Annotated in this window: 16 protein-coding genes and 2 pseudogenes; 12 read left to right on the forward strand and 6 right to left on the reverse strand. The window is 75.6% G+C overall.

Going from position 1 to position 19227, the window contains the following annotated elements:
* Window positions 1-49: 49 nt before the first annotated feature.
* The 7 genes and pseudogenes from ACFPBZ_RS11920 to ACFPBZ_RS11950 form a co-directional block, all read left to right on the forward strand.
* Window positions 50-1234: a class I SAM-dependent RNA methyltransferase gene (locus tag ACFPBZ_RS11920; RefSeq protein WP_378036353.1), complete on the forward strand. Its 1185-nt coding sequence runs from the start codon at window positions 50-52 to the stop codon at window positions 1232-1234.
* Between the two features lie 55 nt (window positions 1235-1289).
* On the forward strand, window positions 1290-2489 hold the full coding sequence (locus ACFPBZ_RS11925) for an amidohydrolase family protein (RefSeq protein ID WP_378036267.1): 1200 nt from the start codon (window positions 1290-1292) through the stop codon (window positions 2487-2489).
* Window positions 2486-3871 carry a M20 metallopeptidase family protein gene (locus ACFPBZ_RS11930; protein WP_378036268.1) on the forward strand — a complete coding sequence of 462 codons (1386 nt, stop codon included), beginning with the start codon at window positions 2486-2488 and terminating at the stop codon, window positions 3869-3871. The genes ACFPBZ_RS11925 and ACFPBZ_RS11930 overlap by 4 nt, the downstream gene beginning before the upstream one ends.
* Window positions 3868-4455: a class I SAM-dependent methyltransferase gene (locus ACFPBZ_RS11935; protein ID WP_378036269.1), complete on the forward strand. Its 588-nt coding sequence runs from the start codon at window positions 3868-3870 to the stop codon at window positions 4453-4455. Before ACFPBZ_RS11930 ends, ACFPBZ_RS11935 begins: the two co-directional genes overlap by 4 nt.
* A 50-nt stretch (window positions 4456-4505) precedes the next feature.
* Window positions 4506-6521 carry a 1-deoxy-D-xylulose-5-phosphate synthase gene (gene dxs / locus ACFPBZ_RS11940; RefSeq protein WP_378036270.1) on the forward strand — a complete coding sequence of 672 codons (2016 nt, stop codon included), beginning with the start codon at window positions 4506-4508 and terminating at the stop codon, window positions 6519-6521.
* 122 nt (window positions 6522-6643) lie between these two features.
* A complete protein-coding gene (locus ACFPBZ_RS11945) occupies window positions 6644-7324 on the forward strand; it encodes a response regulator transcription factor (RefSeq protein WP_378036271.1) in 681 nt (226 codons plus the stop codon).
* A gap of 6 nt (window positions 7325-7330) precedes the next feature.
* A pseudogene (locus tag ACFPBZ_RS11950) lies at window positions 7331-8029 on the forward strand (alpha/beta fold hydrolase); the annotation flags it as partial.
* Between the two features lie 35 nt (window positions 8030-8064).
* Here the strand turns inward: ACFPBZ_RS11950 and ACFPBZ_RS11955 are convergent.
* Window positions 8065-8943, reverse strand: coding sequence for a beta-keto acid cleavage family enzyme (locus tag ACFPBZ_RS11955; protein WP_378036272.1), 879 nt, complete (start codon window positions 8941-8943; stop codon window positions 8065-8067).
* A gap of 83 nt (window positions 8944-9026) precedes the next feature.
* Here ACFPBZ_RS11955 and ACFPBZ_RS11960 point away from each other — a divergent pair, with 83 nt between their 5' ends.
* Window positions 9027-10271, forward strand: coding sequence for a sensor histidine kinase (locus ACFPBZ_RS11960; RefSeq protein WP_378036354.1), 1245 nt, complete (start codon window positions 9027-9029; stop codon window positions 10269-10271).
* Between the two features lie 173 nt (window positions 10272-10444).
* On the opposite strand, the pseudogene ACFPBZ_RS11965 reads toward ACFPBZ_RS11960, so the two are convergent.
* The 3 genes and pseudogenes from ACFPBZ_RS11965 to ACFPBZ_RS11975 all read right to left on the reverse strand — a co-directional run.
* Window positions 10445-11635: pseudogene (locus tag ACFPBZ_RS11965) on the reverse strand (HRDC domain-containing protein); the annotation flags it as partial.
* Between the two features lie 59 nt (window positions 11636-11694).
* Window positions 11695-12348: a response regulator gene (locus tag ACFPBZ_RS11970; protein ID WP_218891017.1), complete on the reverse strand. Its 654-nt coding sequence runs from the start codon at window positions 12346-12348 to the stop codon at window positions 11695-11697.
* Between the two features lie 833 nt (window positions 12349-13181).
* Window positions 13182-13778, reverse strand: coding sequence for a DUF3000 domain-containing protein (locus ACFPBZ_RS11975; RefSeq protein ID WP_378036273.1), 597 nt, complete (start codon window positions 13776-13778; stop codon window positions 13182-13184).
* A gap of 102 nt (window positions 13779-13880) precedes the next feature.
* Here ACFPBZ_RS11975 and hemE point away from each other — a divergent pair, with 102 nt between their 5' ends.
* The 4 genes from hemE (at window position 13881) to ACFPBZ_RS11995 (ending at window position 18467) form a co-directional block, all read left to right on the forward strand.
* Window positions 13881-14945 carry a uroporphyrinogen decarboxylase gene (gene hemE / locus ACFPBZ_RS11980; RefSeq protein ID WP_378036274.1) on the forward strand — a complete coding sequence of 355 codons (1065 nt, stop codon included), beginning with the start codon at window positions 13881-13883 and terminating at the stop codon, window positions 14943-14945.
* Complete coding sequence (gene hemG, locus ACFPBZ_RS11985; RefSeq protein WP_378036275.1) at window positions 14942-16372, forward strand: protoporphyrinogen oxidase; 1431 nt, start codon at window positions 14942-14944, stop codon at window positions 16370-16372. The genes hemE and hemG overlap by 4 nt, the downstream gene beginning before the upstream one ends.
* Window positions 16360-17049, forward strand: coding sequence for a hydrogen peroxide-dependent heme synthase (hemQ, locus tag ACFPBZ_RS11990; protein ID WP_378036276.1), 690 nt, complete (start codon window positions 16360-16362; stop codon window positions 17047-17049). The genes hemG and hemQ overlap by 13 nt, the downstream gene beginning before the upstream one ends.
* Before the next feature lie 65 nt (window positions 17050-17114).
* A complete protein-coding gene (locus ACFPBZ_RS11995) occupies window positions 17115-18467 on the forward strand; it encodes a DUF2252 domain-containing protein (RefSeq protein ID WP_378036277.1) in 1353 nt (450 codons plus the stop codon).
* A 4-nt stretch (window positions 18468-18471) separates the two neighbouring features.
* Here the strand turns inward: ACFPBZ_RS11995 and msrB are convergent, their stop codons facing one another.
* Window positions 18472-18891, reverse strand: a complete 420-nt coding sequence (msrB, locus tag ACFPBZ_RS12000; protein WP_378036278.1) for a peptide-methionine (R)-S-oxide reductase MsrB — start codon at window positions 18889-18891, stop codon at window positions 18472-18474.
* A 22-nt stretch (window positions 18892-18913) separates the two neighbouring features.
* Window positions 18914-19213: a hypothetical protein gene (locus ACFPBZ_RS12005; protein WP_378036279.1), complete on the reverse strand. Its 300-nt coding sequence runs from the start codon at window positions 19211-19213 to the stop codon at window positions 18914-18916.
* Window positions 19214-19227 lie beyond the last annotated feature (14 nt).

Below are 19227 nucleotides of genomic sequence, written 5' to 3' on the forward strand. Positions count from 1 at the left end.
GAGTACCGAGCCCCCGACGAGGCCGGAGCGCCTCGACTGGACCGACCGGATGCTCGACGTCGAGGTCGGCGCGGTCGCCCACGGCGGGCACTGCGTGGCGCGCCACGAGGGCCGGGTGGTCTTCGTGCGCCACGCGCTGCCGGGGGAGCGGGTGCACGCGGTGGTCACCGAGGACCACGGGGGCTCGTTCTGCCGGGCCGACGCGGTGACGGTCCTGCGGGCGGCGCCCGGGCGGGTCGAGCCGGCCTGCCCCTGGGCGGGTCCCGGTGGGTGCGGCGGCTGCGACTTCCAGCACGCCGACCACGACACGCAGCGCGCGCTCAAGGCCACGGTGGTCGCCGAGCAGCTCCAGCACCTCGCGGGCATCACGTGGACGGGGGAGTGCGAGGCCCTGCCGGGCGGCCCGCTGGGCTGGCGCACGCGCCTGCGGATGGCGGTGACCGACGACGGCCGGCCCGGGCTGCGCGCCCACCGCAGCCACGAGGTGCTGCCGGTCGGGGACTGCCCGATCGCCGTGCGCGACGCCCTCGACCCGGTGCTGGCCCGCGAGTGGACCCCCACCGCGGAGATCGAGATCGTCTCCGACGCCGCGGGGGAGACCCACGCGACGGAGCTGCTCGAGGGCGGCCGCCGCCTCGAGGTGGGCTCGGGCACGGCCCACGAGCACGCCGCCGGGCGCGACTGGACGCTGCCCGCTGCCGCATTCTGGCAGGTCCACCCCGCCGCCGCCGACGCGGTCGTCGCGGCCGCGGTGGAGGGCGTGGGGGAGCTGGGGCCCGACGACGTCGTCTGGGACCTCTACGGCGGCGCCGGCCTCATCGCCGCGGCGCTGGCCGATCGGGCGGGCCTCGTCGTCGACGTGGAGTCCGACCCCGAGGCGACCTCCGCCGCGGGCGGGAACCTCGCCGACCTGCCCGCGGCGCGCGTCGTCCGCGGGCGGGTGGAGAAGGTGCTGGAGAGCCTCGTGCGGTCCGACGGGTCCCCCGACGTGATCGTCGCCGACCCCCCGCGCAAGGGCCTCGGCCGCGAGCTCGCGGGCCGGATCGGCGCCCTGGGAGCCCGGCGCATCGTGCACGTGGCCTGTGACCCCGCGGCCCTGGCCCGCGACGTGGCCGCCCTCGCGGGAGCCGGCTACCGGCTCGCGGGCCTGCGGGTGTTCGACGCCTTCCCGATGACGCACCACATGGAGTGCGTCGCGATCCCGGAACGCAGCGGGGCGGAGCCCGTCCGGTGACTCACGGCAAGGAGTGCGTCGTGATCCCGGAGCGCCTCGGGGCGGAGCCCCTCCGGTGATCTGTCCGGTCCCGGACAGCGGCAGCCTGGTCTCGCTCGGGCTCGTCCCCGCCGGGCCCGTGAGCTTCCTCGACGGCGTGCCGCTGGTGGACCACCACTGCCACTCCGTGGTCGCCGACGACCTCGACCGGACCGCGTTCGAGGCCCTGCTCACCGAGGGCCACGGCCCGGCGCCCGGGACCTCCGCGTTCGACTCCGCGCTCGGCTTCTCGGTCCGGCGCTGGTGCTCCCCGGTGCTCGGGCTGCCCCCGCACGCGCCGGCCGAGGAGTACCTGGAGCGCCGCAGCGAGCTGGGCTCCCCGGCGGTGACGCGGGCGATGCTGCGGGCCGCGGGGGCCGGGACGCTGCTCGTCGACCACGGCTTCGCGGTCTCCGGGCTGCTCGACCTCGACGCCCTCACGACGACGGCCGGGGTCGGCGTGGGCGAGGTCGTGCGGCTGGAGGCGGTGGCCGAGCACGTCGCCGACGCCGGGGTCGACGCCGCCGGCTACGGCGAGGCCGTCCGCTCCGAGGTGGCCCGGCGCACCGCGCCCGACCGCACGCCCCTCGTGGTGGCCTGCAAGACGGTCCTGGCCTACCGCGCGGGCCTGGACGTCGACCCGCACCGCCCCGAGCCGGCCGAGGTCACCGCCGCCGCCGACGGCTGGCTCGCCCGGCGGGCCCGCGACGGCGAGCCGCTGCGCGACCCGGTGCTGCTGCGCCACGGCCTCTGGGCCGGGCTCGACACCGGCCTGCCGCTGCAGCTGCACACCGGCTTCGGCGACCCCGACGAGGACCTCCACCGCGCCGACCCCGCCCTGCTCGCGGGCCTCGCCCGGCTCGTCGAGCCGCTCGGCGTGCCGCTGATGCTGCTGCACACCTACCCGTTCCACCGGCAGGCCGCGTGGATGGCCCAGGTCTTCTCCGGCGTGTACGTCGACGTCAGCCTCGCCGTGCCCTACGTGGGCCCGCGGTCGACGTCGGTGATCGCCGAGATGCTGGAACTGGCACCCTTCGCCAAGGTGCTCTACGCCTCGGACGCCTACGGGCTCCCCGAACTGCACCTGCTCGGCGCGCTGCGCTTCCGGGCGGCCCTCGGCGGGCTGCTCGAGCACCTGTGCGCCACCGACGAGATCTCTCCCGCCGACGCCGAACGGGTGGCCACCATGATCGCTCGCGACAACGCCCGCCGGATCTACCCCCGGATGCCCGCATGACGACCGAGGTCGACATCTCCGGCGGCCCGCACCGTCCCGACGAGCGCCCGGCGCCGCCGGCGTCGCCGACCCCGGTCCCCGAGGCGCTGCGCGCGGCCCTGGAGGCCGAGCTGGACGCGGCCGTCGAGCTGCGGCACGCGCTGCACCGCGACCCGCGGGTCTCCGGCGACGAGGCCGACTCCCGCGACCTGGTCGCGGCGGCCCTCGGCGCGGAGCTCGAGCCGGTCGCCGGGACCGGCGGGATGCTGCGCGTCGGCGGGCCGGGGCCGTCCGTGGCCGTGCGCGCCGAGCTGGACGCGCTGCCCGTGGTGGAGCGGACGGACCTGCCGTTCGCCTCGACCGCCCCGCCCGAGCGGCCCGCCGCGCACGTCTGCGGGCACGACGTGCACACCGCCGCGCTGGTCGCGCTGACCCGCGCGGTGCGCGCCGTCGGGCCCGACGCCCTCCCGGCCCCGCTGCTCGCCGTGTTCCAGCCGCGCGAGGAGGCGGCGCCCAGCGGGGCGGCCGACGTCGTCGTCGCCGACGAGTTCCGCGCGCACTCCCCGGGGGCGATGCTGGGCGTCCACGTCCAGCCCGAGCTGCCCCGCGGCGTCGTCTCGGCCCGCCGCGGCCCGGTCAACGCCTCGTCCGACGAGATCGAGATCACGGTGACCGGCAGCGCCGGGCACGGCGGCTACCCGCACCGCACGCGCGACCCGGTGCTCGCGGTCGCGGCGGTCGTCGTGGCGCTGCAGCAGGTCGTCGCCCGCAGGGTGAACCCCCTGCAGGCGGGGGTGGTGACGATCGGGCAGATCACGGCGGGCTCGGCGCCCAACGTGGTGCCCGGGGACGCCTCGGCCCGCGGCACGGTGCGCGCGCTCGACGCCGACCGCGACGCGATCCTCGACGCCGTCCGCGAGGTCGTCGAGCACACCGCACGGGCCCACGGGTGCACCGGCACGGTCGCCGTGGTGCCGAACGAGCCCGCGGTGGTGAACGACGACACCCTCACCGCGGCCGTCGCGGCCGCCCTCGGGGGGCGGCGCCGGGGGGACCGGGGCGAGCGCGGCGACGGCGGGAACCCTGCCGGGCACGGTCCGACGGGTCTCACGCTCGACACGACCTTCCGCTCCTGTGGCGCGGACGACTTCTCGCACTACTCCGCCGAGGGCATGCCCAGTGCCATGCTCTTCGTCGGCACCGCCGACCACCCCCTCGACGGCCCGGGGGCCGTGCCGGGGAAGGCTCCCGGACTGCACCACCCGGCGTTCTCGCCCGACGACGCCCTGGTCGGCGAGGTCGCCCGTGCCCTGCTCGCCGCCGTGGTCGCGGCGGGCCACACCCTCCCCGCTCCTTCCGGCACCACTCCTTCTGGCACCGCTCCCCCTGGAGAGTCCCGATGACCGAGATCCGCCACTTCGCGACCGCCTTCGTGCGGGATCCCCTGCACGTCGCGGCGCTGTTCCCCAGCTTCCCGCCGCTCTGCCGCCAGGCCATCGCGCCGCTGCCCACCACCGGCGACCCCGTCGTCCTCGACCTCGGCGCCGGCACCGGCTCGGTGACCGACGAGATCCAGAAGGTCCTGCAGGGACGCGGCCGGCACATCGCCATCGAGTTCGACGAGGACATGGCCGAGGTCCTGCGCCGGCGGCACCCCGAGGTCGAGGTGATCTGCGACGACGCCCACGCCGCGGTGGAGAAGCTGCTGGCCGAGGGCGTGCGGGCCGACCTGTCGGTGTCGGGGCTGCCCTGGATCTCGACCGCCCCGAGCAGCGGCCCCTCGATCTTCGAGCTGCTGGCCCGCCTGGCCGCGCCGGGCGGGGCCGTGACGCAGCTCGCCCACGCCTGGATCCGGTTCTTCCCGACGGCCAAGCAGGTGCAGCGCAACCTCGAGGCCACGTTCGAGGAGGTGGTGGTCAGCCGCACGGTGTGGCTGAACGCGCCGCCCGCGGTGGTCTACGTGGCGCGCCGCCCGCGGACGGCCTGAGCGGTTCGTGGTGCCCTGCGCCCTCCCGCGTTCTCCGTAGACTGAGCGGCGTGAGTCTGCTTGAGCGTGTCCGCACCCCGGCCGACCTGCGGACCCTCGGCCCCGAGGACGTCGTGGCGCTCGCCGCCGAGGTCCGCGGATTCCTGGTCGACGCGGTCTGCCGGACCGGTGGGCACCTCGGTCCGAACCTGGGTGTCGTCGAACTCACCCTGGCCCTGCACCGGGTGTTCGACTCGCCGCGCGACGCGCTGCTGTTCGACACGGGGCACCAGAGCTACGTCCACAAGATCGTCACGGGGCGGTCCGGGGCGTTCGACGGCCTGCGTCAGGGCGGGGGGCTCTCCGGCTACCCCAGCCGCGCCGAGAGCGAGCACGACCTCGTCGAGAACTCCCACGCCTCCACCGCCCTGAGTTGGGCCGACGGCCTCGCGAAGGCCGACGCCCTGCTGGGGCGGGAGCGCTCGGTGGTGGCGGTGGTCGGCGACGGCGCCCTCACCGGCGGCATGTGCTGGGAGGCGCTCAACAACATCGCCGGCTCCGACCGGCCGGTCGTCGTGGTGGTGAACGACAACGGCCGGTCCTACGCCCCGACCATCGGCGGGCTCTCCGAGCGGCTCTCCACCCTGCGCCTCGCGCCGCGCTACGAGGAGGTCCTCCACCACGGCCGGCGCGCCCTGCAGAAGATCCCGATGATCGGCCGCCACCTGTACTCGGCCATGCACGCCGCGAAGGCGGGCGTGAAGGACGCCATCACCCCGCAGGCGCTGTTCTCCGACCTCGGGCTGAAGTACGTCGGCCCGGTCGACGGGCACGACGTCGCGGCGCTCGAGGTCGCGCTGACCGCCGCGCGCGACTTCGGCGGCCCGGTGATCGTCCACGCGGTGACCTCGAAGGGTCGCGGTTTCGCCTCCGCGGAGAACGACGAGGCCGAGCAGATGCACTCGGTCGGGAAGCTCGACCCGGAGACGGGGCTCGCCGTCGGCCCGAAGGCCCGGAGCTGGACCTCGGTGTTCACCGACTCGATGGTCGAGATCGGCCGGGAGCGCCCCGACGTCGTCGCGATCACCGCGGCCATGCCGGGCCCCACGGGGCTCTCGCGCTTCGGCGAGGAGTTCCCCGACCGGCTCTTCGACGTGGGGATCGCCGAGCAGCACGCCATGACCTCCGCCGCCGGGCTCGCCCACGGCGGGCTGCACCCCGTCCTCGCGATCTACTCGACGTTCCTCAACCGCGCGTTCGACCAGATGCTCATGGACGTCGCGCTGCACCGCGAGCCCGTGACGATCGCCCTCGACCGCGCCGGGGTCACCGGCGACGACGGCGCCTCCCACAACGGCATGTGGGACCTCTCGGTGATGGGCATCGTGCCGGGCCTGCGGGTCGCGGCGCCCCGCGACGCGGTGACCCTGCGCGAGGAGCTGCGCGAGGCCGTCGGGATCGACGACGGGCCCACCGCCCTGCGCTGGTCCAAGGGCGCCGTGCCCAGCGAGATCCCGGCCCTGCGCCGCCTCGGTGCCGCGTCCGGTCCCGGCGCGGTCGACGTCCTCGCCGAGCCGGGCCGCCTGCCGCGCACCGCCCCCCGCCCCACCGCGGTCGACCGGTTGTCCGGCGACGACACGGCCGAGATCCCCGATCTCCCCGACGTGCTGCTGGTCTGCGTCGGCACCTTCGGCCAGCTCGGCGTCGAGGCCGCCGACCGCCTCACCGCCCAGGGGATCGGCGTGACGGTCGTCGACCCGCGCTGGGTCCAGCCCGTGCCCCCGGCGCTGCTCGAGCTCGCGGCGACGCACCGCCTGGTGGTCACGGTCGAGGACGGCGGGCGCCACGGCGGCTTCGGGTCCTCGCTCGCCGACGCCATGTCCGAGGCCGGCATCGACGTGCCGGTCCGCCGGATCGCGCTCGACCAGGAGTTCCTCGACCACGACAGCCGCAGCGCGATCCTCTCCGCGGCCGGGCTCACCGACCAGGACGTCGCGCGCCGGGTCACCGAGTGGGTCTCGGGCCGCGCGGGCGACGACGACGTGGTGGCCTCCCTGCCGCGCGCGGCCGGCGACGGGCAGGGCTAGTCCGGGAGGACCGGGCCCACGGATCGACCGGGTCCGCCCAGGCTCCTCTCAGCCCCCGCTCAGGAGCGCGGTGGCATCGTGGAGATGACGCGGAGCTGAGCTCGACCTGGGAGGCCGACGGAGTGCGCATTCTGATCGTGGAGGACGAGCAGGCCCTGGCCGACGCCCTGGCGCGGGGCCTGCGACGGGAAGGCATGGCCGTCGACGTCGCCTACGACGGCGACACCGGCTCGGAGAAGGCGTCGGTGACGCGGTACGACGTCGTGGTCCTCGACCGCGACCTGCCGGGCCGCTCGGGCGACGAGCTGTGCGCCGAGATCGCCGGCGACGTGACGCGGGTGATCATGCTGACGGCGAGCGGCACGCTGCGCGACAAGGTCACGGGCCTCGCGCTCGGCGCCGACGACTACCTGGCGAAGCCCTTCGACTTCCCCGAGCTCGTCGCCCGCATCCGCGCCCTCGGGCGCCGCGCCGTGCCGGCCACGCCGCCGATCCTCGCCGCCGCGGGCGTCGTGCTCGACCCGGCCAAGCGCACCGTCGTGCGCGAGGGCACCGCGGTCGACCTCACCCGCAAGGAGTTCGGGGTCCTCGAGGTGCTCATGGCCGCCGGTGGCGCCGTGGTGTCGTCCGAGGAGCTGCTCGAGCGCGTGTGGGACGAGAACGCCGACCCCTTCACGACGACCGTGCGGGTCACCGTGATGACGCTGCGCAAGAAGCTCGGCGAGCCCGGCATCATCGACACCGTCGTCGGCTCCGGCTACCGGGTCCGCACCGACACCCACGCCGCCACGGCGGGCGTCTAGGCCACGATGCTGCTGCGTCGCCGCCTCCCCACGGCGCCGCCGGAGGTGCTGCGCCACGGCGACGACCCGCCGGAGGTGGTGGCCGTCCCCGGCCTCGGGCTCTCGGTCGAGGGGTGGCGCGGCCCGGGCATCCTGCTCGCCGCGGGGACGGGCCGCGGCACCGCGGTCGTCGCCCTGCCCGCCCACGGCGTCCCCGCCCGCCGGGACGACCCGCTCGACCCCGTTGCCTCCGCCGAGCGCCTGATCTCCCGGCTCGACGAGCTGGGCATCGACCGCGCGGCCCTGGTGGGCCACTCCGCAAGCTGCCAGCTGGTCGCCGAGATGGCGCGCCGGCGGCCCGAGCGGGTGTCGTCGCTGGTCCTGGTGGGCCCCACCACCGACCCGGAGGCTCCGACCTGGCCCGGGCTCACCGCCCGGTGGCTGGCCACGGCGGCCCGCGAGCCCCTCGGCCAGGTCCCGCTGCTGGCGCGCGACTACACCCACACCGGCCTGGTGACCTTCGCGCGCGCGATGGACGCGGCGCGGCGGCACCCGCTCGGCCCGGTGCTCGCCGGGCTCGACCAGCCGGTCCTGCTCGTGCGCGGCCCGGGCGACCGGATCGCCCCGGCCGACTGGCTCGACCGCCTGGCCGCGCTGCGCCCGGGGATCGAGGCGGTGACGGTCGGCGCGGGCGCCCACATGGTGCCGGTGACGCACCCGCAGGAGCTCGCTGCGGCGGTGGTCCCGTTCCTCGCGCGGGTTCAGGCCCGCAGGATCGTGCGGGCCTCGGCGCACGTCGCGGGCCGGCGACCCGACGCGGTGAGCAGCTCGACGACCTCGTCCACCAGCTCGGTGTTGGAGGGTCGGCGCGGCCCCGCGTAGTCCTCCAGCCCCACGCGCAGGTGCCCGCCGCGCTCCAGCGCGAGCGCCGCGAGCCCGCTGCCGACGACGTCCCCGCCGAGCACCGCCACCGACCACGTGAGCCCGGAGCCCTCGAGGAGCTCGCAGTAGGCGTCGAGGGCCCGCTCGGTGGGCGGGAGCCCGAACTGCAGGTCGCCGCCGAAGTACAGCTTCACCATCGCGCCCGCGGGGACGCGCCCGTGGCGGTGCAGCGTCAGCGTGGTGCGCAGGAACCCCGGCTCGAAGATCGAGATCGAGGGCATCGCGCCCAGCTCCCCGGTGCGCCGGAACATGTACTCGGTGTCGGCGAAGCTGTTCTGGTAGGCCTCCGGGGCGGCCGCGGCGGGCACGGTGCCGTCGCCGAGCAGCCCGACGTTCACCGACCCGGGGTCGACCAGCGTCATGCCGCCCAGCCCGCGGCGCGCCAGCTCCTCGACGTGGCCCCACTTCTGCTCGACGGGGATCCCGCGGGCTCCGGCGCCCATCGTCGGGTAGAGCAGCACGTCGGGGTGGGCTCCGACGACGGGGGTCCACGCCTGCACGTAGGGCTCCACCGCGTGCACCGCGTCGGCGGTGAACATCGGCTCGTCGTTGTGGTTGTGCGCCACGGCGGCCCCGCGGGCGAGGCACGCCAGCATGTCGGCGGCGATCTCGTCGGGGGTCCGGGGGACGTGCGGGTTCGCGTCGCGGGTGGTGGTGCCGTTCACGGCGACCTCGACGATCACGGACTCGGCGCTCATGGCGCGAGCATGCCGCACGGCGCCGACCGGGGGAGCGGCGTCGGGACCTTCACACGCGGGGTGCGGGAGCGGTCGTAGGCTCCCTGACCGTGTCCCGACCGGCCGGCCAACGACTCGCGCGGCGACGCCGTGGCCCCGGCCTGCGGCTGCGCCTGACCCTGCTCGCCACCGGCCTGGTGGCCGCGGTCGCCGCCCTCCTGCTGTGGCTGGGGTGGATGCTCGTCGGGGAGGTCGCGGCCTCGCTGCCGACGCTGCCGCCCGGCACCCCGGTGCTCGTCGACGGGGTCTCCGTCCCGGCCGGGGAGATCGCCGCGGCCCTCGGGCGCAGCGCGCGGGTCGAGGTGCTGCAGGTGGGGAGCATCGCGTTCGCGCTGGTGGTGTCGGCCGCGGCGATGGTCTCGTGGGTGCTCACCGGGCACGTGCTGCGCCCGGTCCACGACGTGACCGCCACCGCCCGCCGGCTCTCCGCCGAGTCGCTCGACGCCCGCATCGAGCTCGAGGGCCCGCGCGACGAGGTCGCCGAGCTCGCCGACACCTTCGACGAGATGCTCGACCGGCTGCAGGCCGCCTTCGACGCCCAGCGCCGCTTCGTCGCCAACGCCAGCCACGAGCTGCGCACCCCGCTCGCCGTCCTGCGCACCGAGATCGACGTGACCCTGGCCGACCCCGACGCCGACGTCGACGAGCTGCGGCGCATGGCCGGGGTGCTCCGCGACGCCACGAAGCGGGCCGAGGGACTCGTCGAGGCCCTCCTGCTGCTGGCCCGCACCGAGGCCGCCGAGCACCGCGCCACCTCGGGCGACGAGGCCGTCGACCTCGACCTGGCCGCCCACGGAGCGCTCGACGCGGTCCGCGCCGAGGTCGAGGCACGCCGGCTGCGGGTCCGCTTCGCCGTCGACGAGGCCGCGACGGGCGCCGACGACGACGGCGCCGTGGTGGTCGGCGACGCGGCGCTGCTGGAGCGGGTGGTCGGCAACCTCGTCGAGAACGCCGTGCGCCACAACGTCGACGCGGGCTGGATCGCGGTGAGCACCCGGCCGCTGCCGGCGGAGCGGGCGGTCGAGCTGGTCGTGGCCTCGTCGGGACCGGTCCTCGACCCCGCCCGGGTGCCCGCCCTGTTCGAGCCGTTCCGGCGCGGTGCCGACCGCGTGGGCACCGGCTCGGGCCTGGGGCTGTCGATCGTGCGGGCCGTGGTGCGCTCGCACGGCGGGACCGTGACCGCCGAGCCGGTCGAGGGCGGGGGACTCTCCGTGCGGGTGGTGCTGCCCGCCCCGGAGGTGGATCAGCCCTCGGGGTCGCTGAACACCGGGGTCGTCGTCCCCACCTGAGCGCCGATCTGGCCCTCGTGCGAGCGGGTGCGGCGCCGGCGCGACGAGGCCCGGGGCTGGTCGGGCTGCTGGTCCGACTCCGGCTCCGGCTCGGACGGCGGTTCCGCGTCGGCCTCGTCGGGCGTCCCCTCGGCGGAGACCGGTGCCGATGCCTGCGGCGCCCGGGGCGGCGGGGCCGCGGCGGTCAGGGCCGTCACGAGCCCGGGCCCGGCGAGCTCGCGCTGCCAGGGCCGCGCACCGCCCGTCGTCAGGAAGGCCTCGACCGCCTCGAGATCGGCCGGGACCGGCGGCGCCCAGCACAGGCGCCGGACCAGGTCGGGCTGCAGGAGGTTCTCCACCGGGGTGCCCCACTGCTCGGACAGCGTCGCGAGGTGGGCGCGGGCGGCGGCGAGCCGGGCGGCCGCGTCGGGGTCCTTGTCCGACCACCGGTTGGCCGGCGGGGGACCGTCGCCGGGAACCGCCGCGGTGGGCAGCTCCTCGGCGGGCAGCGTCCGGCCGGTGCGGATCGCCCGCCACCAGCGGTCGGCGAGGCGGCGCTGGCGGCTGCCCCGGAACACGGGCAGACCGGTCAGCTCGGCCTTGTCGGCCGGCTCGCGCTGGGCGGCGTCGACCATCGCGGCGTCGGGCAGGAGGCGCCCGGGCGCGACGTCGCGGGACTCGGCGAGCTCGTCGCGGGACTCCCACAGGGCCCGCACCACGGCGAGCTGGCGGGGACGACGGATCTTGTGCAGGCCGGAGGTGCGGCGCCACGGCTCCGCCCGCCGGGGCGGGGGAGGGGCGAGCCGCACGGCCTCGAACTCCTGGCGGGCCCACTCGGCCTTGCCCTGGCTCTCCAGGTCGGCGGCGAGGAGGTCGCGCATCTCGACGAGGAGCTCGACGTCGAGGGCCGCGTAGACGAGCCAGTCGTCGGGCAGCGGGCGGGTCGACCAGTCGGCTGCGCCGTAGCCCTTGCGCAGGTGCACGCCGAGGAGCCGCTCGGCCAGCGGGCCGAGCCCGACCCGCGGGTAGCCGGCGATCCGGCCCGCGAGCTCGGTATCGAAGAGCGAATCGGGCCGCATGCCGACCTCGGCGAGACACGCGAGGTCCTGCGAGGCGGCGTGCAGCACCCACTCGACGCCGCGCAGGGCGTCGCCGAGCACGGAGAGGTCGCCCCCGAGGGCGATCGGGTCGACCAGGGCCGACCCCGCGCCCTCCCGGCGCAGCTGCACCAGGTAGGCGCGGGCGGAGTATCGGAACCCCGAGGCGCGCTCGGCGTCGACGGCGACCGGACCGCTGCCCGCGGCCAGGTCGTCGGCGAGCGCCGAGAGACGGTCCCGGTCGGTGACCAGGTCGGGGACACCCTCGGCGGGGGCGAGGAGCTCGATGATCTCCTCGCCCCCACCGACGGCGTCGTCCCCGCTCGCACCGGGGTCCGGGTGAGCGCTCAGCGGATGACGCCGGCCCGCATGGCCAGCGCCACCATCTGGGCGCGGTCGCCCGTGCCGAGCTTGCGCCCGATCCGCGAGAGGTGGCTCTTGACCGTGAGGGCCGAGAGACTCAACGCCTCGCCGATCTCCTTGTTGGAGCGACCGTCCGCCACCAGCTGCAGCACCTCGACCTCGCGCGCCGAGAGCTCGCGCGGGGTGTTGTCGGTGGCCGGGACCCTCGTGCCCGCGGCGAGCAGCGGCGCGACCGAGGGGTCGGCGTAGAGGCCGCCCTCGAGCACGCGTCGCACGCCGTCGGTCACGATGCCCGGCGAGGCGGACTTGAGCAGATACGCCTGTGCCCCGGCCTGGAACGCCGCGCGGACGGCGGACGGGTCGTCCGACGCCGCCAGCACCACGATGCGGTTCCAGCCCTGTGCCCGCAGCTCCGCGATCAGGTCCAGTCCGGACCCGTCCGGGAGTCCGAGGTCGAGGATCGCGAGATCACACGGCCCGGAAGCGAGTGCCCTGGTGCGCGCCTCGGAGATCGAGGCGGCCTCGTGGACGGTGCCCGCGCCCATCGAGGTCAGTCGTTGCGCGATCGCCTCGCGCAACAGCGGGTGGTCGTCGACCACCAGCACCGAGAACATCTCTTCCCGCGGATGCGGGACCATGGCCGGTGGCAGCAGGCCACTCGCTACGCCGCGAAGTGCCATACCTGGGCCAACGGTAGCCACGTCAACTACCTCCCTGAAGTCGGTCTTGCCCCCCGACGGAACACACCGGGAACCCTCGGTGTCCGACCGCGCCGCCGAACGGCCGAGGAAGTGCGTCGCCGGAGAACATATCCCCCCTGGCGAGTTAACGAGAGCATTAGGGCCAACTTCGCTCGGTGGAGTTTCCCCCGTTACGGGTTTTCGGTCACTCCTCGGGGTGTGTGTCGCACTCTCCGTACGGGCTCGGTGACACTCTGTGTGATCGAAGTGACGCAGAGTGTCCAAAGCCTCCGAACGTCCCAGCGCGGCTGCGCTCATCGGTCCAGTATCGGCTCCGTAACGGACGCAACACGGCAGCAGCGTTCGGAGTCCGTCCCGTGACCCACCCGCTACCCCGCGTACGCCCGGTCCGCCCAGCGGACCACGCGTCCGCCGGGTCCGGCATCGGCACACGGACCACCGGGAAATGGTCGTGGCGGAACCATCGGTACCGGGAAAAATGCTGAGAGTTCGCTGAATGGTGAACCGGATCCCGGACCCGAGTTGAGACGCCGGAAGGGCTGTCGTCTCGTTGTGGGAGAGCTTTCCGGGCGCGGATCTCGGACACCCGAGGCCCCGCGAGGCCTCGCGTCGGCGATGGCACATCGCTGACGTCCGGTGTCCGCGGTGGCACATCGCTGACGTCCGGGGGTCGGGCCCTCGGGCGCGGGCGCCCCGCCGAGGGGGCGTCCAGGGCTGTCGGGGGAGCCACCAGGGCCCACTCGGGAAGGCCGGTGGTGGGCCGGGGGCCGTCAGCCGTGGCGGCGGGCCCCGAGCGTCGCGACACCCACGGGCGGGAGGCCGGCCGCGGTCGCGAGGACGGTGGTGAACGCCGTCCCGTGCGTGGTGAGGTCGATCGGCTCCTCGTCGACCACCGGGGTCCACGACGCCCGCAGCTCGAGGTCGGTGACGTGCGCCGGCCCGGAGATGTCGCCGAAGCGCACCGACGACGTCTGGGTCACCGTGCCCCCGACCGCCGTCGCCGCCGCCCCGCTGTCCTCCAGCGCGCCGGTCAGCCAGGACCAGGCGACCTCGGCGAGCATGGAGTCGTTCGCGTGCTCGGGGTCGAGCTCGGCGCGGACGAAGGTGACCAGGCGCAGCGTGCCGTCCCAGGCCTCCTGGCCCTCGGGGTCGTGGAGCAGCACCAGGCGGCCCGTCACCAGGACCTCGGGCTCGTCCTCCGGCATCGCGGCCGGCGACACCACCTCGGCGCTCCAGGCGGCCGAGTAGGGCGCCAGACGCTGGGGGGCGCGCATGTCGCGCAGCTCGATCTCGGGGCGGGGACGCAGGGCGGCCAGCGACTCCACGGCCCGGCGGAACGTCTCGGGGGCGGTCGCGGGTGCACTCACCTCACGGAGCGTAGGTGCCCCGCGCCACGCGCGGGAGTCCGACGCGCCGGGGGGCGCCACGCCCGGAAGCGGGGTGCGGGGCGAGTGGCAGACTGGAGGGCGATGAGCGCGCCGACGACCAGCCACGACTCCGCCCGGCGCGCCCTGCCCGGCTCGGCCTTCCTGACGACGGCCCGGGGCGGCACCGCCGACCACGTGCCCGTCTGGTTCATGCGCCAGGCCGGCCGGTCGCTGCCCGAGTACCGCGAGGTGCGCACCGGCACCGGGATGCTCGAGTCCTGCCTGACGCCCGACCTGGCGTGCGAGATCACCCTGCAGCCGGTCCGCCGCTACGGCGTCGACGCCGCGATCCTGTTCTCCGACATCGTCGTGCCGCTCAAGGTCGCCGGGGTGGGCGTCGACATCGTCACCGGCACCGGCCCGGTGATCGACTCGCCGGTCCGCACGGCCGCCGACGTCGCCGCCCTGCCCACCCTCGACCCCGGGCAGGCCGACCCCGTGGCGCAGGCGGTGCGGCTGCTGACCCGCGAGCTGGGCGACACCCCGCTCATCGGCTTCGCGGGCGCGCCGTTCACCCTCGCCTCCTACCTCGTGGAGGGCGGCCCGAGCCGCAACCACGAGCGCACCAAGGCACTCATGCACGGCGACCCGGCCACTTGGCACGCGCTGCTCGACCACCTCGCGGACCTCACCCTCACGTTCCTGCGGGCCCAGGTCGACGCCGGGGTCGACGCCGTGCAGCTGTTCGACTCGTGGGCGGGCGCGCTGTCCGAGCGCGACTACCGCGAGCTGGTGATGCCGCACTCGGCGAAGGTGCTCGCGGGCCTCGCCGACTCGGGCCTGCCCCGCATCCACTTCGGCGTCGGCACCGGCGAGCTGCTCGGCGCGATGGGCGAGGCGGGCGCCGACGTCGTGGGGGTCGACTGGCGCATCCCGCTCGACGTCGCGACGACGCGCGCCCCCGGCAAGGCCCTGCAGGGCAACCTCGACCCGGCCGTGCTCTTCGCCGGGCCCGACGTGGTGGAGCGGGAGGTCCGGCGCATCGTCGCCGAGGGCCACGCCGCTCCCGCGCACGTCTTCAACCTGGGCCACGGCGTGCTGCCCGAGACCGACCCGGACTCCCTCGCCCGCGTGGTCGACCTGGTGCACTCGCTGCCGGTGCGATGACGCACGTCGTCGTCGTGGGCGGCGGGGTCTCCGGGCTCGCCGCCGCACACCGGCTCCGTACCGGGCTCGGACCCGACGCCACGATCACCGTGCTCGAGGCGACGCGCGTGCTCGGCGGCAAGCTCTCCGCGGTGGAGCTCGCCGGCATCCGGCTCGACGTCGGCGCCGAGGCGTTCCTGGCCCGCCGCCCCGAGGCCGCGGACCGCCTGCGCGAGCTCGGCCTGTCCGACGACGTCGTGCACCCGTCGGCCGCGTCCAGCGGTATCCGCGCGGGCGGCGCCACCCACCGGCTGCCGCCGCGGACCGTCATGGGGGTGCCGGGCGACCCGGCCGCCGTCACCGACCTCCTGTCCGACGAGGGTCGGCGGGCGCTCGCCGCGGAGGCCGACCTCGGCCCGGTGGCGTGGACCGGCGACGACTCGGTGGGCCGGCTGGTCCGCGCCCGGCTCGGCGACGAGGTCGCCGACCGGCTGGTCGACCCGCTGCTCGGCGGGGTCTACTCCGGGCGGGCCGACTCGCTCGGGGTCCGGGCCACCGTGCCCGCCCTCGCCGCGGCCCTCGACCGCGACCCCTCCTCGCTGGTGGCCGCGGCCGCCACGGCGCTGCCCGGGGCCCCGCCCGACGGCACCGCGCCCGCCCCGGTCTTCGGCACCCTGCGCACGGGGCTCGCCGACCTGCCGGCCGCCCTCGCAGTGGCCGCGCGGGCCGAGGTGCGGCTGGCCCGGACGGTCACCGCCCTCGAGCCCACGCCGGGCGGCTGGCGGGTGCTCGCGATGGGCCCCGACGGCATGGAGACGCTCGAGGCCGACGCGGTGGTCCTCGCGGTCCCGGCGCCCGGGCTGCGCCGGCTGCTCACCGACGTCGCCCCGGTCGCCGCCGCGGCCGCGGCCGGCATCGAACTGGCCTCCTCGGCCGTCGTCGGGATCGCCGTCCCGCCCGGGACCGACCTGGGGACGCGCTCGGGCGTGCTGCTCGGCGCGGGGGAGCGGCGCCCCGACGGCACCCCGTGGACGATCAAGGCGGTCACGGTGTCGTCGGTGAAGTGGCCCCACCTGCGCTCCGAGCACGGTCTCGTCCTGCGGGCCTCGGTGGGCCGCTACGGCGACACGACGCCCCTGCAGCGCGACGACGACGAGCTCGTCGACGCCGTCCTCGACGACCTCCGGGTCCTGCTGGGGATCGACGCCGAGCCGGTCGAGACCGTCGTCGCCCGCTGGGGCGGCGGGCTGCCGCAGTACGGCGTGGGGCACGGCGAGCGGGTGGCGACGATCGAGTCGTCGCTGCCCGACGGGCTCGCCGTGGCGGGCGCGGCCCTGCACGGGGTCGGGGTGCCGGCGTGCCTCGCGACCGGCGACGCCGCGGCCACCCGGGTCACCGCGCACCTGGCCCGGCGGACGAGTGGCACCATGGAGCCGTGGCCCGGCTGAACTACGACGACCTGAACTCGACGATCCGGTACGCGATGTGGTCGGTGTTCCGCACCGACCCCGCCCGGTTGCCCGACGACCGCCGCGAGGCGGCCGACGAGTTCACCGCCGTCGTCGAGGAGCAGGACAACAAGGGCGTCGTCGTGCGCGGCGTCTACGACCTGGCCGGGATGCGCGCCGACGCCGACTGGATGGTCTGGACCCACGCGCCGGACATCGAGTCGCTGCAGGCCACCTACACCGCCCTGCGCCGCACGGCGCTGGGGCGCGCCTCGACGCCGGTGTGGTCGAACACCGCGCTGCACCGCCCCGCGGAGTTCAACAAGAGCCACGTGCCCGCGTTCATCGCCGGCGAGGAGCCCAAGGGCTACCTGTGCCTCTACCCGTTCGTCCGCTCCCTCGACTGGTACCTGCTGCCCGACCCGGAGCGGCGCCAGATGCTCGCCGACCACGGCAAGGCCGCCCGCGGCTACGCCGACGTCCGGGCCAACACGGTGCCCTCGTTCGCCCTCGGCGACTACGAGTGGATCCTCGCGTTCGAGGCCGACCAGCTCGACCGGATCGTCGACCTGATGCGCGACCTGCGGGCCACCGAGGCCCGCCGGCACGTCCGCGAGGAGATCCCGTTCTTCACCGGCCCGCGCGTGGAGCCCGGCGCCCTGCTCGCCTTCTCCTGAGCACGGCCCTCCCCTGACGACGGGGGAGCGTTCCCGACGAGGGCCGGGCCCGCCAGGATGTCGGCGTGACCCCTGCCGCCGATCTCTCGGCCCTCGGTGCGGACGACGACGACGCCCGCACCAGGTTCCTCGTCGACACCCTCGTCGAGGCGTTCTCCGACCTCATGGCGGCCAGCCCGGCCGCCTTCCGCAGCAAGTTCCGCAAGATGGCGGGCGACCCGTTCGCCTTCTACCGGGGCTCGGCCTGCCTGTTCTACGCCGACGTCGTCCGGCTTCCCGACCCGTGGGCCGACGAGCGGACGTCGCGCATCTGGATCCAGGGCGACCTGCACGCGGAGAACTTCGGGACCTACATGGACAGCGACGGCGCGCTCGTCTTCGCGCTCAACGACTTCGACGAGGCCTACCTCGGCGCCTTCACGTGGGACCTGCGCCGGCTGGTGGCGAGCGTCGCGCTGCTCGGCTGGTCCAAGGCGTTCTCCGACGAGACCGTCTCCGAGCTCGTCACCACCTACCTGCGGGCCTACCTCGCCGCGCTGCGCTCGTTCCGCGGCAACGCCGGGGAGCTCTCGCACGCCCTGCGCCGCTCGGGCACCGACGGGGCGGTGCGGGCCGCGCTGCAGCGCTCCCGGGAGTCGAGCCGCGAAGCCCTGCTGGCGAGGGTCACCGAGATCGAGGGCGACGACCGCGTCTTCCGGCCCGGGTCCGGCGTCCGGCGGCTCGACGACGGCGAGCGCGCGGAGGTCGTCGAGGCGTTCCGCCGTTACCTCGACACGATCCCCGCGGACAAGCGCCTGTCCGACGTCGCCTACGAGGTGGTCGACGTGGTGGGGCGCAGCGGCTTCGGGATCGGCAGCGCGGGCCTGCCCGCCTACAACGTGCTCGTCGAGGGGTTCAACGAGGCCCTCGACAACGACGTCGTCATCAGCATGAAGCAGGCCGTGGTCGCGGCGCCGAGCCGCGTGGTGACCGACGAGCGCATCGCATCGGCCTTCGTCCACCACGGGCAGCGGACCGCGCTGTCCCAGCGGGCGCTGCAGGCCCACGCCGACCGGCTGCTCGGGTGGACCGAGCTGCGCGGCGTCGGCTACGTGGTCTCCGAGCTCTCGCCGTACGAGGCCGACCTGGAGTGGGACGACGTCACCGAGCCCGACGACGTCGCCGGGGTGCTCGCCTACCTCGGCAACGCCACCGCGCGGGCCCACTGCGTCGCCGACCGCGACGCCGAGGACGCCGACCTGGTCGGGTTCCAGGTGGAGGACGCCGTCCTCGAGGTGGTGTCGGGGCGCGAGGACGAATTCGTCGCCGACCTCGTCGGCTTCGCCCACGCCTACGCGCGGACGGTCCGCGAGGACCACCGCCGCTTCGTCGAGGCGTTCCGCTCCGACCGCATCCCCGGCGTCAGCGGGACGGCCTGAGCCGTCAGGCCTTCGGCTCCAGGCGCAGCGAGACGCTGTTCATGCAGTAGCGGTCGTCGGTGGGGGTGCCGTAGCCCTCGCCGTGGAACACGTGGCCGAGGTGCGAGTGGCAGGTGCCGCAGAGCACCTCGACCCGCCGCATGCCCATCGCCGTGTCCTCGCGCAGGATCACGTTGTCGTCCGCCGACGGGGCGTAGAACGACGGCCACCCGCAGTGGCTCGCGAACTTCGTGTCCGAGCGGAAGAGCTCCGCGTCGCACGCGCGGCAGTGGTACACGCCCTCGGTGAAGACCTCGTCGTACTCCCCGGTGAAGGGGCGCTCGGTGCCTGCCTGGCGCAGGACCTGGTACTCCTCGGGCGAGAGCTGCTCGCGCCACTCCGCCTCGGACTTCTCCACCTTCGGCCTGCCGATAGCACTGCTCATGCGTCCAGGCTAATACGCGGATTCAGTCCACGTAGGTCGTCAGGACGAACTCCAGGACGCCGTAGATCACGTACCCGGCGCCCACCAGGACGAGCACGACGAGCAGCCACGCGGCCCACCGCTGCAGGCCGCCGGCGCGGTTGGCCGACTCGGCGAAGTCGCGCACCCCGTTCAGCTCGCCCTCGACCGTGAACATCGGGCGCACCCGCTCCATGCGGTCGAGGTGCTCGGCGAACGCGCGGGCCTCGGGGTCGTCGGGGTCGAGCCCGACGAGGTCGTCGTGGAACCGGCGTGCCGGGTCGGGCCGTCCTGCCGTCGTCATCCCCGTCGCTCCGC

Origin of the sequence: Actinomycetospora atypica (assembly GCF_042653685.1) — a bacterium.
GTDB classification, from domain to species: Bacteria; Actinomycetota; Actinomycetes; order Mycobacteriales; family Pseudonocardiaceae; genus Actinomycetospora; species Actinomycetospora atypica.

What these genes read in the sequence shown, in the direction of transcription:
- ACFPBZ_RS11920 (WP_378036353.1), top strand. Translation starts at nt 50, where the DNA reads ATGCTCGACGTCGAGGTCGGCGCGGTCGCCCACGGCGGGCACTGCGTG.
- ACFPBZ_RS11930 (WP_378036268.1), top strand. Translation starts at nt 2,486, where the DNA reads ATGACGACCGAGGTCGACATCTCCGGCGGCCCGCACCGTCCCGACGAG.
- ACFPBZ_RS11935 (WP_378036269.1), top strand. Translation starts at nt 3,868, where the DNA reads ATGACCGAGATCCGCCACTTCGCGACCGCCTTCGTGCGGGATCCCCTG.
- ACFPBZ_RS11955 (WP_378036272.1), bottom strand. Translation starts at nt 8,943, where the DNA reads ATGAGCGCCGAGTCCGTGATCGTCGAGGTCGCCGTGAACGGCACCACC.
- ACFPBZ_RS11970 (WP_218891017.1), bottom strand. Translation starts at nt 12,348, where the DNA reads ATGGTCCCGCATCCGCGGGAAGAGATGTTCTCGGTGCTGGTGGTCGAC.
- hemE (WP_378036274.1), top strand. Translation starts at nt 13,881, where the DNA reads ATGAGCGCGCCGACGACCAGCCACGACTCCGCCCGGCGCGCCCTGCCC.
- hemG (WP_378036275.1), top strand. Translation starts at nt 14,942, where the DNA reads ATGACGCACGTCGTCGTCGTGGGCGGCGGGGTCTCCGGGCTCGCCGCC.
- msrB (WP_378036278.1), bottom strand. Translation starts at nt 18,891, where the DNA reads ATGAGCAGTGCTATCGGCAGGCCGAAGGTGGAGAAGTCCGAGGCGGAG.
- ACFPBZ_RS12005 (WP_378036279.1), bottom strand. Translation starts at nt 19,213, where the DNA reads ATGACGACGGCAGGACGGCCCGACCCGGCACGCCGGTTCCACGACGAC.